Source organism: Pseudomonas imrae (genome assembly GCF_046352735.2).
Lineage (GTDB): Bacteria > Pseudomonadota > Gammaproteobacteria > Pseudomonadales > Pseudomonadaceae > Aquipseudomonas > Aquipseudomonas imrae.
In genome coordinates, this window is the sequence record NZ_CP110853.2 from 1658615 (window position 1) to 1672634 (window position 14020).

General features: G+C 60.5%; 14 protein-coding genes. 2 read left to right on the top strand and 12 right to left on the bottom strand.

Annotated features, from left to right (window positions below):
• Positions 1-77 precede the first annotated feature (77 nt).
• Positions 78-1226, top strand: coding sequence for an acyl-CoA dehydrogenase family protein (locus OQ460_RS07635; protein ID WP_410021234.1), 1149 nt, complete (start codon positions 78-80; stop codon positions 1224-1226).
• A gap of 227 nt (positions 1227-1453) precedes the next feature.
• Here OQ460_RS07635 and OQ460_RS07640 read toward each other — a convergent pair whose 3' ends face one another.
• A complete protein-coding gene (locus tag OQ460_RS07640) occupies positions 1454-2002 on the bottom strand; it encodes an adenine phosphoribosyltransferase (RefSeq protein WP_410021235.1) in 549 nt (182 codons plus the stop codon).
• Between the two features lie 78 nt (positions 2003-2080).
• Entirely contained in the window at positions 2081-2815 is a 735-nt protein-coding gene (gene fnr / locus OQ460_RS07645) for a fumarate/nitrate reduction transcriptional regulator Fnr (RefSeq protein WP_410021236.1), read from the bottom strand.
• A gap of 155 nt (positions 2816-2970) precedes the next feature.
• Here fnr and OQ460_RS07650 point away from each other — a divergent pair, with 155 nt between their 5' ends.
• A complete protein-coding gene (locus tag OQ460_RS07650; protein WP_410021237.1) occupies positions 2971-3441 on the top strand; it encodes a hypothetical protein in 471 nt (156 codons plus the stop codon).
• A gap of 6 nt (positions 3442-3447) precedes the next feature.
• Here OQ460_RS07650 and hemN read toward each other — a convergent pair whose 3' ends face one another.
• The 10 genes from hemN to ccoN form a co-directional block, all read right to left on the bottom strand.
• A complete protein-coding gene (gene hemN, locus OQ460_RS07655; RefSeq protein ID WP_410021238.1) occupies positions 3448-4830 on the bottom strand; it encodes an oxygen-independent coproporphyrinogen III oxidase in 1383 nt (460 codons plus the stop codon).
• A 102-nt stretch (positions 4831-4932) separates the two neighbouring features.
• On the bottom strand, positions 4933-5616 hold the full coding sequence (locus OQ460_RS07660) for a sulfite exporter TauE/SafE family protein (protein ID WP_410021239.1): 684 nt from the start codon (positions 5614-5616) through the stop codon (positions 4933-4935).
• Positions 5609-5836, bottom strand: a complete 228-nt coding sequence (gene ccoS, locus OQ460_RS07665; RefSeq protein WP_410021240.1) for a cbb3-type cytochrome oxidase assembly protein CcoS — start codon at positions 5834-5836, stop codon at positions 5609-5611. The genes OQ460_RS07660 and ccoS overlap by 8 nt, the downstream gene beginning before the upstream one ends.
• Before the next feature lie 22 nt (positions 5837-5858).
• The gene (locus OQ460_RS07670) at positions 5859-8309 is read right to left on the bottom strand and encodes a heavy metal translocating P-type ATPase (protein ID WP_410021241.1); all 2451 of its coding nucleotides are present in this window, start codon (positions 8307-8309) and stop codon (positions 5859-5861) included.
• Positions 8310-8422: 113 nt separating this feature from the next.
• A complete protein-coding gene (locus OQ460_RS07675) occupies positions 8423-8962 on the bottom strand; it encodes a FixH family protein (protein ID WP_410021242.1) in 540 nt (179 codons plus the stop codon).
• 14 nt (positions 8963-8976) lie between these two features.
• The gene (ccoG, locus tag OQ460_RS07680) at positions 8977-10392 is read right to left on the bottom strand and encodes a cytochrome c oxidase accessory protein CcoG (RefSeq protein ID WP_410021243.1); all 1416 of its coding nucleotides are present in this window, start codon (positions 10390-10392) and stop codon (positions 8977-8979) included.
• Between the two features lie 347 nt (positions 10393-10739).
• On the bottom strand, positions 10740-11717 hold the full coding sequence (gene ccoP / locus OQ460_RS07685; RefSeq protein ID WP_410021244.1) for a cytochrome-c oxidase, cbb3-type subunit III: 978 nt from the start codon (positions 11715-11717) through the stop codon (positions 10740-10742).
• A complete protein-coding gene (locus OQ460_RS07690; protein ID WP_003175465.1) occupies positions 11714-11899 on the bottom strand; it encodes a CcoQ/FixQ family Cbb3-type cytochrome c oxidase assembly chaperone in 186 nt (61 codons plus the stop codon). The genes ccoP and OQ460_RS07690 overlap by 4 nt, the downstream gene beginning before the upstream one ends.
• Before the next feature lie 5 nt (positions 11900-11904).
• Positions 11905-12513 carry a cytochrome-c oxidase, cbb3-type subunit II gene (gene ccoO / locus OQ460_RS07695; RefSeq protein ID WP_410021245.1) on the bottom strand — a complete coding sequence of 203 codons (609 nt, stop codon included), beginning with the start codon at positions 12511-12513 and terminating at the stop codon, positions 11905-11907.
• Positions 12513-13955 (bottom strand): cytochrome-c oxidase, cbb3-type subunit I, encoded by a 1443-nt coding sequence (ccoN, locus tag OQ460_RS07700; protein WP_410021246.1) that lies wholly within the window; start codon positions 13953-13955, stop codon positions 12513-12515. Before ccoN ends, ccoO begins: the two co-directional genes overlap by 1 nt.
• Between the last annotated feature and the right edge of the window lie 65 nt (positions 13956-14020).

Genomic DNA, 14020 nt, shown 5'->3' on the forward strand with positions numbered 1-14020 from the left:
CTGATTGCCAGCGCATTGCGCTTGATAACCAAGCAAGCGCTTGGTAAGTTCGCTCCACCGCCGCGTGGAGCTTGCCGATGTCTGCCTATCAGGAATATTTCGACTCCAACCACCAATTGATCCGCGACAGCGTGCGCCGTTTCGTCGAGCGCGAGATGTTGCCTGGTATCGAGCAATGGGAGGAGGCCGAAAGCTTCCCCCGTGAGTTGTATCTCAAGGCCGGCGTGGCGGGGATATTGGGGATCGGTTATCCCGAGACTCTGGGCGGCAGCCATGCAGGTGATCTGTTTGCCAAGGTTGCTGCCAGCGAAGAGCTGATGCGCTGTGGCTCGGGCGGTGTGGTGGCCAGTCTGGGTTCGCTGGATATCGGCCTGCCGCCGGTCGTCAAATGGGCACGACCTGAGGTGCGTGAGCGGGTGGTTCCCCAGGTATTGGCCGGTGAGAAGATCATGGCCCTGGCGGTTACCGAGCCGGGTGGTGGTTCGGATGTGGCCAACCTGAAAACCCGCGCTCTTCGCGATGGCGAATATTATCGCGTCAGTGGCAGCAAGACCTTTATCACCAGTGGTGTGCGCGCCGATTACTACACCGTCGCGGTGCGTACCGGCGGGTTGGGGTTTGCGGGTATCAGCCTGCTGTTGATAGAAAAGGGCACACCAGGTTTTACCGTCGGCCAGCCCCTGAAGAAAATGGGCTGGTGGGCGTCGGACACGGCCGAATTATTCTTCGACGACTGCCATGTGCCTGTCGGTAATTTGATCGGTGCCGAAAACATGGGATTTGCCTGCATCATGGGTAACTTCCAGAGCGAACGCCTGGCCTTGGCAGTGATGGCAAACATGACCGCCCAGTTGGCACTGGAAGAAAGCCTGAAGTGGGCCGCCCAGCGCGAAGCGTTTGGCAAGCCTATCGGCAAGTTCCAGGTGCTCAAGCATCGTCTGGCAGAAATGGCCACTGCGGTGGAGGTTTCCCGGGAGTTCACCTATCGCCAGGCGGCGAAGATGGCCGCCGGACATAGTGTGATCAAGGAAATCTCCATGGCCAAGAACTTCGCCACCGACACCGCCGACCGCGTGGTCTACGACGCGGTGCAAATCCTTGGCGGCCTGGGTTACATGCGCGGCAGCCTGGTGGAGCGGCTGTACCGCGATAACCGGATCCTCTCCATTGGCGGGGGGACCCGTGAAGTGATGAATGAAATCATCAGCAAGCAAATGGGTCTCTAAGCCAGCGCCAGTGAGTTAAGCGAAGGCGATGCTCAAGATGGCAAAAACCAAATGTGGGAGCTGTCGAGCCCTGGCGAGGCTGCGATAGCGGTGGTTCAGGCAACATCATTGTTTGCAGCGCCGCCGCCATCGCAGCCTCGCCAGGGCTCGACAGCTCCCACACTGGTTTTGCTGAGCTTGCAGGATTTGCGTTCCTCAACTGACCGGCATTAGGCGAGTGGGTCTGTTTACTTGTCGCTCAGTGCGAAGCCGGTCAGGCAGAACGTGGGGATGCCCATTTCTTCCAGGCGCTGGGAGCCGCCCAACTCTGGCAGGTCGATAATTGCTGCCGCCTCGAAGACCTGCGCACCCATGCGTCGTACCAGGTTGACGGCAGCGATCAGGGTGCCGCCAGTGGCGATCAAGTCATCGAACATCAGCACTGAGTCACCTTCACACAAGCTGTCGGCGTGTACTTCAAGGAAAGCCTCGCCGTATTCGGTCTGATAACCCTCGGCTAGCACGTCGGCCGGCAGCTTGCCCTGTTTGCGGAACAGAATCAGGGGTTTGTTCAACTGGTAGGCGATGATCGAGCCGATCAGAAAGCCGCGCGCATCCATCGCGCCGATGTGGCTGAACTCGGCTTCGACGTAACGGTGGATAAACGCGTCGGCCACTTGCCGTAACGCTTTGGGCGACTGGAACAGCGGGGTAATATCACGAAAGATCACCCCAGGCTTGGGAAAGTCGATGACGGGGCGAATCAGGGATTTGATGTCGAGCGAATCGAAGACCATTGGCGCAAAGTCCTGGAAGGCAAAGACTTGGCAGTATACCTGCGGCCAGGCTGGTTGGCGCAGCCGCAGGTAGCTGGATCAACCGTCGATGGAGCCGCCGGCCAGTGCGCAGAGTTGGATGGGATCGAGGATATGCACTTCCTTGCCTTCGGCGGCAATCAGCTCGTTTTGCTGGAACCGGGTGAATACCCGAGATACGGTTTCCACCGCCAGGCCCAGATAGTTGCCGATTTCGTTGCGCGACATGCTCAGGCGGAACTGGTTGGCCGAGAAGCCGCGAGCACGGAAACGTGCCGACAAGTTGACCAGAAACGTGGCAATCCGCTCATCGGCGGTTTTTTTCGACAACAGCAGCATCATCTGCTGGTCGTCACGGATTTCCCGGCTCATGACCCGCATCAGTTGCCGACGCAGTTGTGGCAATTGCAGGGCCAGTTCATCGAGGCGTTCGAAAGGAATCTCACACACTGAGGTGGTTTCCAGGGCCTGGGCCGAGACCGGGTGAATCTCAGTGTCCATGCCCGACAGGCCAACCAGCTCGCTGGGCAGGTGGAAACCAGTGATCTGCTCCTCGCCGCCATCGCTCAGACTGAAGGTTTTCAAGGCGCCCGAGCGCACTGCGTAGACGGAGTCGAACGTGTCGCCCTGGCGAAACAGGAATTCACCTTTTTTCAGCGGGCGGCCACGCTTTACGATTTCGTCCAGGGCTTCCATGTCTTCCAAATTCAGTGAAAGTGGTAGGCACAGAGGGGCCAGGCTGCAATCCTTGCAATGTGCCTGGTTATGAGCGCGCAGTTTAACTGGCTCGGACATTTCTTGAATCCTTGTGGGAAATCACACATAAGACGTAAGGGTACCGCACTGGGGGACCAACAGGCCAGCATCTGCAACAAACCGACCGGGGGTATAAAGGTTTCTAGAGTGCAGCCGATGAACTGCTATCGACCAGGCATTCGGAGCCTCAAGGCATGCTTTCCATTGGTACCAATCTTCCCTCTCGCACGACGGTTCCTACCTTGCTTGAACCGAAAAAGCCAACGAACGGCAGCGATCTGGCAGAAACGGTCGCGCCGTCTGATACCAAGGCGGTGGAAGGCGTGACGGTGACCTTTTCCGGGGCATCGCTGAAAGCGGCCGGTGCCGAGAAGGCCGCCAACAACGACATTGAAGAAAGCGGGCTGGCCGAGAACGTCCAGAAATTGCTGAAGATGATTCGTCAGCTCAAGCAGCAGATCGCCGAGAAGATGGCCGAGATGTCCGCCGTCATGGCGGACAAACGTTTGAGTCCGGAGCAGGCACAGGCCAAGGTCGCCGGGCTGCAATCGGCTTTGGGCGGCTTGCAGGCGGCCCTGGCTACGGCGTATGCGTCTTTGACCGAAGCAATGAGAGACTTGAGTGCCGAAGATGCGCTCAAGGCCGCCTCGTTGATGGCCAAGTAACCCGGGTCAAATCATCGGTGAAAAGCATCGCCTGTTCTGCTGCTCCAGATAGGCATCGAACACCCCGCACACCGAGCGCACCAGCAGGCGCCCGGCGGGCAGTACAGCAATCCCCTGGGTATCGAGTTCGATCAGCCCGTCGCTGGCCAGCACCTGCAGTTGTGGCCAGAGTTCGGCGAAGTAACCGCGAAAGTCGATGGTGAAGGCTTGTTCAATGGTTTCGAAATCTACGCGCAAATGACACAGCAACTGCTCCATCACTGCGCGTCGCACACGGTCGTCCGCTGTGCACAGCAAGCCACGACTGGTCGCCAGTTGCGCCCCGGCCAGGGCACTCTGGTAGTGGTTCAAGTCACTGCTGTTCTGGCAGTACAAGTCACCAATCTGACTGATTGCCGAGACGCCGAGCCCGATCAGGTCGCAATCTGCGCGGGTGACGTAGCCCTGGAAGTTGCGCTGTAGCCTGAACTCTTCCTGGGCAATTGCCAGTTCGTCGTCGGGCAGGGCGAAATGGTCCATGCCGATGTATTGGTAGCCGGCAGCGCCCAGTTGCTCGATGGTGTTGTGCAGCATTGACAGCTTGTCGGCGGGGGCCGGCAGCTCGTCACTGTTGATCCGCCGCTGGGGTATGAAGCGTTCGGGCAGGTGCGCGTAATTGAACAATGACAAGCGGTCGGGTTGCAGGCTGATGACTTCGTCCAGGGTATGGATGAAATGCTCCGGCGTCTGCTTGGGCAGGCCGTAGATCAAGTCGATGTTGATCGAGCGAAACTGCAGGGTCCGCGCGGCGTCGATCACGGCGCGGGTTTCTTCCAGGCTTTGCAGGCGATTGACGGCCCGCTGCACGTCGGGGTCCAGGTCTTGCACGCCGATGCTGACACGATTGAAACCCAGTTCACGCAGCAGGCCCATGGTGGCCCAGTCGGCTTCCCGTGGGTCAATCTCAATGCTGTAGTCGCCGGAATCGTCGTCCAGCAGATTGAAGTGTTGGCGTAAGCGCGCCATCAACTGGCGCAGTTCGTCATGGCTGAGAAAGGTTGGGGTGCCGCCGCCCAGGTGCAATTGCCTGACCTGCTGATGCGGCGCCAGGTGGCAGGCGATCAGCTGAATTTCCTGCTCCAGGTGCTGCAGGTAGGCTTGGGCGCGACCCCGATCCTTGGTGATGACTTTGTTGCAGGCGCAGTAGTAGCAAATATTGGCGCAGAACGGCACATGCACATACAACGATAACGGGCGCACAGCCTTGCGGCTGTCGCGCAGGGCATGCAGCAGGTCGAAGGTGCCTACCTGGCTGCTGAACTGTGCGGTGGCAGGGTAAGAAGTGTAGCGCGGCCCCGCCAGGTCGTAGCGCTGCAGCAGATCGGTGTCCCAACGAATGGCGTCGAGCATGCGGGCGTTCCCCGGTTTGGCTAGTGCGCCGAGTCTAGGGGGACGCTGCGAAGGCGGTCTTGATTTGTATCAACGGGGAGCGGCGCTATGCCACATGGCCTTTTAATGGCCCATCAGCCAGTGCTGATGCGGACCGGGCAGGGTCCAGATGCCAAACAGGATCACCAATAACCCGCCGGCCATTCGTACGCTGCGTTTGCGCAGCAAGGCGGTGACGCGTTCGGCGGCCAACCCAGTGGCCAGCAGGACCGGCCAAGTGCCAAGGCCGAAAGCCAGCATCAGCAACCCGCTGTCCAGCGCATTACCCTGGCTGGCCGCCCACAACAGTGTGCTGTAGACCAACCCGCAGGGCAGCCAGCCCCAGAGCGCCCCCAGCAGCAAGGCGCGAGGCAGGCTGGATACCGGCAGCAAACGGTTGGCAACGGGCTGGATATGACGCCACAGACCGCGCCCAAGGCTCTCGATACGCGTCAGGCCGCTCCACCAGCCTGCGAGGTACAAGCCCATGCAGATCAACAGCAGGCCGGCGAGAACGCGCATGAACATTGCCGCCGGGCTATTGGCCACCGCCCACCCAGCAAGGCCGATCAACACACCCGCCGTGGCATAGCTGAGGATGCGCCCCAGGTTGTAGGCCAGCAGCAGGCGAAAGCGCCGGCTACGCTGCTCCTTGGGGATCGCCAGGGTCAGCGCGCCCATCAGGCCGCCGCACATGCCCAGGCAATGACCGCCGCCGAGCAGCCCGAGGATGACCGCCGAGACCAGCAGAGGCGCCAGCTCAAGCATGGGGGGGCGCCGTGTCGTCAGGCTTGGCCGATTGGTCGGCTGGATGGGTCGCCTCGTCAACTGCTGCCAGGTGCTTGGGATCCTGATCGTCGAACAATACGCTGTGGGCCGGGCCGTCGAGGTCGTCGTACTGGCCGCTGTCCACGGCCCAGAAGAAGATGTAGATGGCGATGGCGACGATCAACAGCGCCGCCGGAATCATTACGTAAAGAGCTGGCATGGTGACTCCTTGTCCGCCGGGTTCAAGCCGGTAGCGGACGGGTGACTGGGGTAACGCTTGCCGCTGGCGCGCTCGGCAGGCGAGTCAGGCGCAGGGCATTGAGCACCACGGTCAACGAACTGAGGGACATGCCAATTGCAGCCCAGATCGGCGTGATCCAACCAAGGGCGGCAAACGGCAACATAAGGCCATTGTACAGTCCCGCCCACAGCAGGTTTTCAATGATCACGCGACGGGTACGTCGCGCCAGGCTGAAAGCTTGCACCAACGCATCAAGACGGTTGGACAGCAGCACTGCATCGGCGCTGGTTTTCGCAAGGTCGGTGGCCGAGCCCATCGCCACGCTGATGTCGGCAGCGGCAAGTACCGGCACATCGTTAACTCCATCGCCGAGCATCAATACCTTGCGGCCTTCCTTGTGCAGTTGTTGCAGCACTTGCAACTTGTCGTCGGGGCGCAGGCCGCCATGGGCTTCGTCGATGCCCAGTTCGGCCGCCACGCTGGCAACCATCGGTGAGCTGTCGCCCGACAGGAGTAATGTACGCCAGCCCCGCGCCTTGCAGGCCGCCAGCAGTGCCGGTGCATCACTGCGCAGGCGATCATCGAGGACAAACCAGGCCAGGGCACCGCTGGTGTCACCCAGCAGCAGCCATTGGCCGGCGTCTTGTGGGGAGGCGGGAATCGCACAGCCGCTCAGTTCGCAGACGAATCCGGGCTGGCCGATACGCAGCAGGCGTTCGCCCACGCGGCCTTCGAGGCCCAGGCCTGGTGTGCTGAGTACCTCATCGGCCGCCAGCGGTGCGCGCCCGAAGGCCCGGGCAATCGGGTGTTCGGAACGGTTTTCGAGGGCGGCGGCCAGGGCCAGGCACGGGTCGCTGCCCAGCGTGCCCAGTGGTCGGATGGCGCGCAGGGCCAGGCGCCCTTCGGTCAGCGTGCCGGTCTTGTCGAAAATCACCGTGTCGATCTGGTTCAGGCCCTCCAGCACATGGCCGCGAGTCAGCAGCAGGCCGAGTTTGTGCAGGGTGCCGGTAGCGGCGGTGAGTGCGGTGGGGGTCGCCAGGGACAGCGCGCAAGGGCAGGTGGCGACCAGCATGGCCAGCACGATCCAGAACGCTCGCGAGGCGTCCAGCTCCCACCACAGCAGGCCAATCACGGCAGCGGCGATCAGCGAACAAAGCAGGAACCATTGCGCGGCGCGGTCAGCTATTTCGGCCAGGCGTGGTTTTTCCGCTTGGGCCCGCTCCAGCAGGCGCACGATCGCGGACAGGCGTGTGTCGTGGCCCAGGGCGCGCACCTCGACAGTCAGCGCACCTTCGACGTTGAGGGTGCCGGCGGTGACGGTATCACCGGTTTGCCGGGCCTGTGGCAGGTATTCACCGGTCAGCAGGGATTCATCAATGCTCGACTGGCCATCGAGAATCACTCCGTCGGCCGGCAGGACCGCGCCCGGATGCACCAGCACCCGATCACCGAGGCCCAGTTCTGTCAGCAGGATGCGTTCGCTCTGGCCATCGCTTTTCAGGCGCAGGCATGAAGCCGGGAGCAGATTGACCAACTGCGCGGTGGCCGCAGCGGTGCGTTCCCGAGCCCGCCGCTCCAGATAGCGCCCCGCCAGCAAAAACAGCGCGAACATGCCCACAGCATCGAAATACAGTTCGCCGACCCCGGTGATCGCGGTCCAGATCCCCGCCAGATATGCCCCACCAATCGCCAGGGATACCGAGACGTCCATGGTCAGGTGGCGGGTACGCAGGTCACGCATTGCGCCTTTGAAGAACGGTGCACAGCTGTAGAACACGATGGGGGTGGTGAGAAACAGCGCGACCCAGCGCAGGATCACATGCAGTTCGGGGCTGAGGTCGATATTGAATTCCGGCCAGGTGGCCATGGTTGCCATCATCGCCTGGAACCACAGCAGCCCGGCGACACCCAACTGGCGCAAGGCCAGGCGATTTTCACCGGCCAATTGTTCGGCGGCGCGGTCGGCTTGATAGGGGTGGGCGGCATAACCAATATCGCGAAGTTCGCCCAGGAGCTGGCTCAAGGGTAATTGTGCGGCGTTCCAACTGACGTGCAAGCGATGGTTGGACAGGTTCAAGCGTGCCTCGGCCACCGCTGGCAGCCGGCGCAGGTGTTTTTCGATCAGCCAGCCACAGGCGGCGCAACTGATGCCTTCCATCAGCAAGGTGGCTTCGGCCTGATCGCCCGCATGACGTACGAACGGTTTTTGCACATCGGCACGGTCGTATAGCGCCAGTTCGTCCAGCAGTTGTACCGGCAGGGCTTCGGGGTTGGCAGAAGCTTCGCTGCGGTGCTGGTAATAGCTCTCCAGGCCACCCGCGACAATCGCCTCGGCCACCGCCTGGCAACCCGGGCAGCACAGCTCGCGCGGCTGTCCGAGAATCACGGCGGTGAACCGGCTGCCGGGCGGGACGGGGAGGGCGCAGTGGTAGCAGGGAGTTGGGGTGGTCATGGGTTTGGATCTGTGTGGGCGGGGAGGGCCTCATCGCGGGCCAGCCCGCTTCCACATTTGACCGCGGTCTCCTGTGGGGGGCGGGCTGGCCCGCGATGCGCGAAGCGCAGGCTTTAGTTCTTCAGGTCTTCAGCACCTTGCAACGGCTCATCACCCAACTGCAAGTCTTTGCCGTGGCTGACTTCTTCCTCTTCAAACATGCGCCAGACCGTGTTGCCTTCCACCCCCAGCAGCTCAACGAAGCGACGGCCCTCGACTTTGTCGGTAACCTGGCCGATGTAACGCCCCGCTTCGCTCTCGCTGCGAGTAAGCACGACCTTGCGGTCTTTCTCCGGCTGGGTGGGGGAAATCAGGTTCAATTCCAGGGTGGCAGGCCCGCTGTTGCCTGTCAGGTACAGTTCCACTTCGCCGGTCAGCTCATCCAGGTGCATCTTGGCGCGCATTTGCAGGGTTTGCGCCAGGCGCTCGCGATCAAGGGAGCGGTTGATGCCTTTGCCTGCCTCGTAGTAGTTATCGTTGACCAGGTTGTCCGGGTTGTTCACCGCGATGGTGACCATGGACAAGGTCAAGGTCACCGAACAGGCCAGGATGCCAATGATGATCCAGGGCCAGAGATGCTTGTACCAGGGGCTAGCGGCAGTTGCTACGGGCATTGTTCTGCTCTCTTTCAACGATTTTGTGGGCCGATGAACCGGCTCTTGGCTTCAACGTGGATACTCTCATCGTCAGCATCCTTGAGGATGAATTTCACCTCGTTGGTGGTCGACGGCATTTGTTCCGGTGCGCTCGACAGTTCTACCGGCATGGTGAAGATCTCCCCGGCGGCGACCTTGATCTCGCGTCGGCCTTGCAGCTTGAGGTCCGGCAGGCCGGTGGCGTCCAGCAGGTAGGTGTGGTCGTGCTGGTCCTTGTTCATGATTTTCAGGCTATAGACGTTCTCGATCCGTCCTTCGGCATTTTCGCGGAACAGCACCCGGTCCTTGCTCACGTCGAAACCCACCAGCGAGCGCATGAAGAACGCAGTCGCCAACAGGCTCATCATCGCCAGCAGCACCAGCGCGTAACCGATCAGGCGCGGGCGCAACTTGTGGGTCTTTTGCCCGGACAGATTGTGCTCGGTGGTGTAGCTGATCAACCCGCGAGGGTAGTCCATCTTGTCCATGATGGCGTCGCAGGCGTCGATGCAGGCGGCGCAGCCAATGCATTCGATCTGCAGGCCGTCGCGGATGTCGATACCGGTGGGGCAGACCTGCACACACATGGTGCAGTCGATGCAATCCCCCAGTCCCTGAGCCTTGTAGTCCACGCCCTTTTTACGCGGGCCACGGGCTTCGCCACGGCGCGGGTCGTAGGAAACGATCAGGGTGTCCTTGTCGAACATCACGCTCTGGAAGCGCGCGTACGGACACATGTAGATGCACACTTGCTCGCGCAGCCAGCCGGCGTTGCCGTAAGTGGCGAGGGTGAAGAAGCCGACCCAGAAATACGACCAGCCATCGGCCTGCCCGGTGAAGAACTCGAACACCAGCTCCCGGATTGGTGAGAAATAGCCGACAAAGGTCATGCCGGTGACAAAACCGATCAACAGCCACAACGTGTGTTTGCTCAGTTTGCGCAGGAACTTGTTGGTGCTCATCGGCGCCTTGTCCAGCTTGATACGCTGGTTGCGGTCGCCTTCGGTAACCTTTTCGCACCACATGTAGATCCAGGTCCACACGCTCTGCGGGCAGGTGTAGCCGCACCAGATACGGCCTGCATACACCGTGATGAAAAACAGGCCAAACGCTGAAATGATCAGGATGCCCGACAGCAGGATGAAGTCCTGTGGCCAGAATGTCGCACCGAAGATGAAGAATTTACGCTCTGGCAGGTTCCACCAGACGGCTTGGTGTCCGCCCCAGTTCAGCCACACCGTACCGAAGTACAGCAGGAATAGGCCGGCACCCCCGAGCATGCGCAAGTTACGGAACAGACCGGTGAAGGCGCGAGTGTAGATTTTCTCCCGCGAGGCGTAGAGATCGACGCTGTTGCTGGCTTTTTTGGCAGGCGGTGTAACGTCATGTACGGGAATCTGGTCGCTCATCATTACATCCCACGGCAGTGGAGATTTGCCTCGGCCAGTACGTGCCAGCCGGGGTCAAAATAAGGGTGTTGCAGTGGCGTAATGATACGCCTGTAGTCCTGGTGAAAGGGTGCGACCTTTGGTCGCGTTGGGGGAAATCAAATGATGGTGTAAGTGACCTGGATCAATTGACAGGTTGAGTATGGGCGGTTTTAGCCGATGTGGTGAGTGAGCGCCGCGGTCTACCACTTACGAACAGGCTAAGTGTGGGAGATTGGTCGTTGTGGCTGTTCATCGCAGCATTCAGTCCGAAGCAAAAACGGCCCTGTCAGTATGTGCTGACAGGGCCGTTTTTTTAGCGTCTTGCCTTATTCGGCATCAGCCTTCTTGTCCCCGTGGGACAGGCTGTAAACATACGCCGCCAGCAAATGCACCTTGTCGTTGCCTTGCAAATGCTCTTGCGCAGGCATCTGGCCCTGGCGGCCGTAACGGATGGTCTGCTGCAGTTGCGCGAAGCTCGAACCGTAGATGAACGCGCCCGGATGAGTCAGGTCGGGTGCGCCCATCGCTGGAGTACCTTTGCCGGTCGGGCCGTGACAGGCCACGCAGTTGGCCGCGAAGAGTTTCTCGCCGTTGGCCACGTCGGCCTTGGCGCCTTCCGGCAGTTTGCGGCCGTCGAGCTGGGTCAGCACATAACCGGCCACGTCGGCCACGCCTTGTTCACCCACCACTGCGGCCCAGCCAGGCATGACCGCATGGCGGCCCCCCATGATGGATGCCTTGATGGTTTCCGGTTCGCCACCCCAGCGCCAGTCAGCGTCGGTGAGGTTCGGGAAGCCATAGGCGCCCTTGGCGTCGGAACCGTGGCATACCGAGCAGTTGGAAGCGAACAGGCGTCCACCCATCTTCAGTGCTTGCGGGTCCTTGGCGACTTCCTCAATGGGCATCGAGGCGAACTTGGCGAAGATCGGACCAAACTTGGCATCCGAGCGCGCCATTTCCTTTTCCCATTCGTGAACGCCAGTCCAGCCGGTCTGACCGTTGGCGAACGAGGTTTGCTTGTCATTATCGAGGTAGGCGTAGCCCGGCAGCAGGCCTTTCCAGTTGCCCAGGCCCGGGTATAGCACCAGGTAACCCAGGGCAAAAATGATGGTGCCGACGAACAGCATGAACCACCACTTTGGCAGCGGGTTGTCGTATTCCTCGATCCCGTCGAACGAGTGGCCAACCGTCTCGTCCGTTTGCTCGGCGCGCTGGCCCTTGCGGGTCGACAGCAGCAGCCAGGTCAGGGCAAAAATGGTACCCAGACTGAGGACTGTGACGTACAGACTCCAGAACGTAGTCATTCTTTGTTACTCCTAGAAGCTTGCTCGACGTGCTTGATGGCTTCGGGATCATCCGCAAAAGGCAGCAAGGTCGCGTCTTCAAACTCTGACTTGCGCTTGGGGCTGAACACCCACAAGGCCAGGCCGATAAAGGCCACCATCACGACAACGGTGCCCAGGCCTCGAATCATCCCGATATCCATTCAGATCACCGTTTGCTTTTGATGATGGTGCCCAGGCCTTGCAGATAGGCCACCAGCGCGTCCATTTCGGTCTTGCCCTTTACCGCGGCCTGGGCACCGGCGATGTCTTCATCGGTGTAAGGCACGCCCAAAGTGCGCAAGACTTCCATTTTTTTCGCAGTGTCTTTGCCGTCGAGCTTGTTTTCCACGAGGAACGGGTACGCCGGCATTTTCGATTCGGGCACCACGTTGCGCGGGTTGTACAAGTGCGCACGCTGCCAGTCATCGGAGTAACGACCGCCCACACGGGCCAGGTCCGGGCCGGTACGCTTGGAACCCCACAGGAATGGGTGGTCCCATACGCTTTCACCGGCGACCGAATAGTGGCCGTAGCGTTCGGTTTCGGCACGGAACGGACGGATCATCTGCGAGTGGCAGCCGACACAACCGTTGGCGATGTAGATGTCGCGGCCTTCCAGTTCAAGGGCGGTGCGCGGCTTCATGCCTTCCACCGGCTTGTTGGTCACGTCCTGGAAAAACAGCGGAACGATCTGGGTCAGGCCGCCGATACTCACGGCGATGACCATGAAGAAGGCCAGCAGGCCGATATTCTTCTCTACTGCTTCATGCTTCATCAGTGAGCTCCCACGACGGCGATCTTGGCGGCGGCTTCAGCTTCTACAGCGTTCGAGGCACGCACGGTGCGCCAGACGTTGTAGGCCATGAACAGCATGCCGCTGGCAAAGAACGCACCACCGAGGGCGCGAACGATGAAGCCAGGATGGCTGGCTTGCAGCGCTTCGACGAAGGAGTAGGTGAGGGTGCCGTCATCGTTGATGGCACGCCACATCAGGCCTTGGGTGATGCCGTTGACCCACATCGAAGCGATGTAAAGCACGGTGCCGATCGTGGCCAGCCAGAAGTGGGTATTGATCAGGCTGGTGCTGTGCATCTGCGCCCGGCCGTAGAGCTTGGGAATCATGTGGTACAGCGCGCCGATCGAGATCATCGCTACCCAGCCCAGGGCCCCGGCGTGTACGTGGCCGATGGTCCAGTCAGTGTAGTGGGACAGGGCGTTGACGGTCTTGATCGCCATCATCGGGCCTTCGAAGGTCGACATGCCGTAGAACGCCAGCGATACCACGAGGAAACGCAGGATCGGGTCGGTGCGCAGCTTATGCCAGGCGCCCGACAGGGTCATCATGCCGTTGATCATGCCGCCCCAGCTCGGAGCCAGCAGGATGATCGACATGGCCATGCCCAGCGATTGCGCCCAATCCGGCAGCGCGGTGTAGTGCAAGTGGTGCGGACCGGCCCAGATGTACAGGGTGATCAGCGCCCAGAAGTGGACGATGGACAGGCGATAGGAGTAGATCGGACGCTCGGCCTGCTTGGGCACGAAGTAGTACATCATCCCCAGGAAGCCAGTGGTGAGGAAGAAGCCCACAGCGTTGTGGCCGTACCACCACTGGATCATCGCATCGGTCGCACCGGCGTACGCCGAGTAGGACTTGAAGAAACTCACCGGCAGTGACGCGTGGTTGACGATGTGCAGCATCGCCGTCACCACGATAAACGCACCGTAGAACCAGTTGCCGACATAAATGTGCTTGGTCTTGCGCTTGACGATGGTGCCAAAGAACACGATGCCGTAGGTCACCCAGACAATCGCCAGAAGGATGGCAAGTGGCCATTCCAATTCCGCGTATTCCTTGGTGGTGGTGAAGCCCATTGGCAGGGTGATGATGGCGCCGACGATAACTGCTTGCCAGCCCCAGAAGGTGAAGGCGGCGAGGCCGTCGGAAATCAGTCGCGTCTGGCAGGTTCGCTGCACGACATAGTACGAAGTGGCAAACAGTGCACATCCGCCGAAGGCGAAGATCACCAGGTTGGTGTGCAGCGGGCGTAGGCGTCCAAACGTCGTCCATGGCAAGTCGAAGTTCAACTCCGGCCAGACCAGTTGCGAGGCGATGAAGACACCGAGCCCCATGCCAAGGATCCCCCAGACCACCGTCATGATGGCGAACTGGCGGACTACCTTATAGTTATAAGCAGTCGGACTGATTGCTGTGCTCATTCTAAGGTTCCACGGTTTAGGTGTTTTATTAGGATAAAAATCGGTCGCAAGTATGGAGAAAGCGA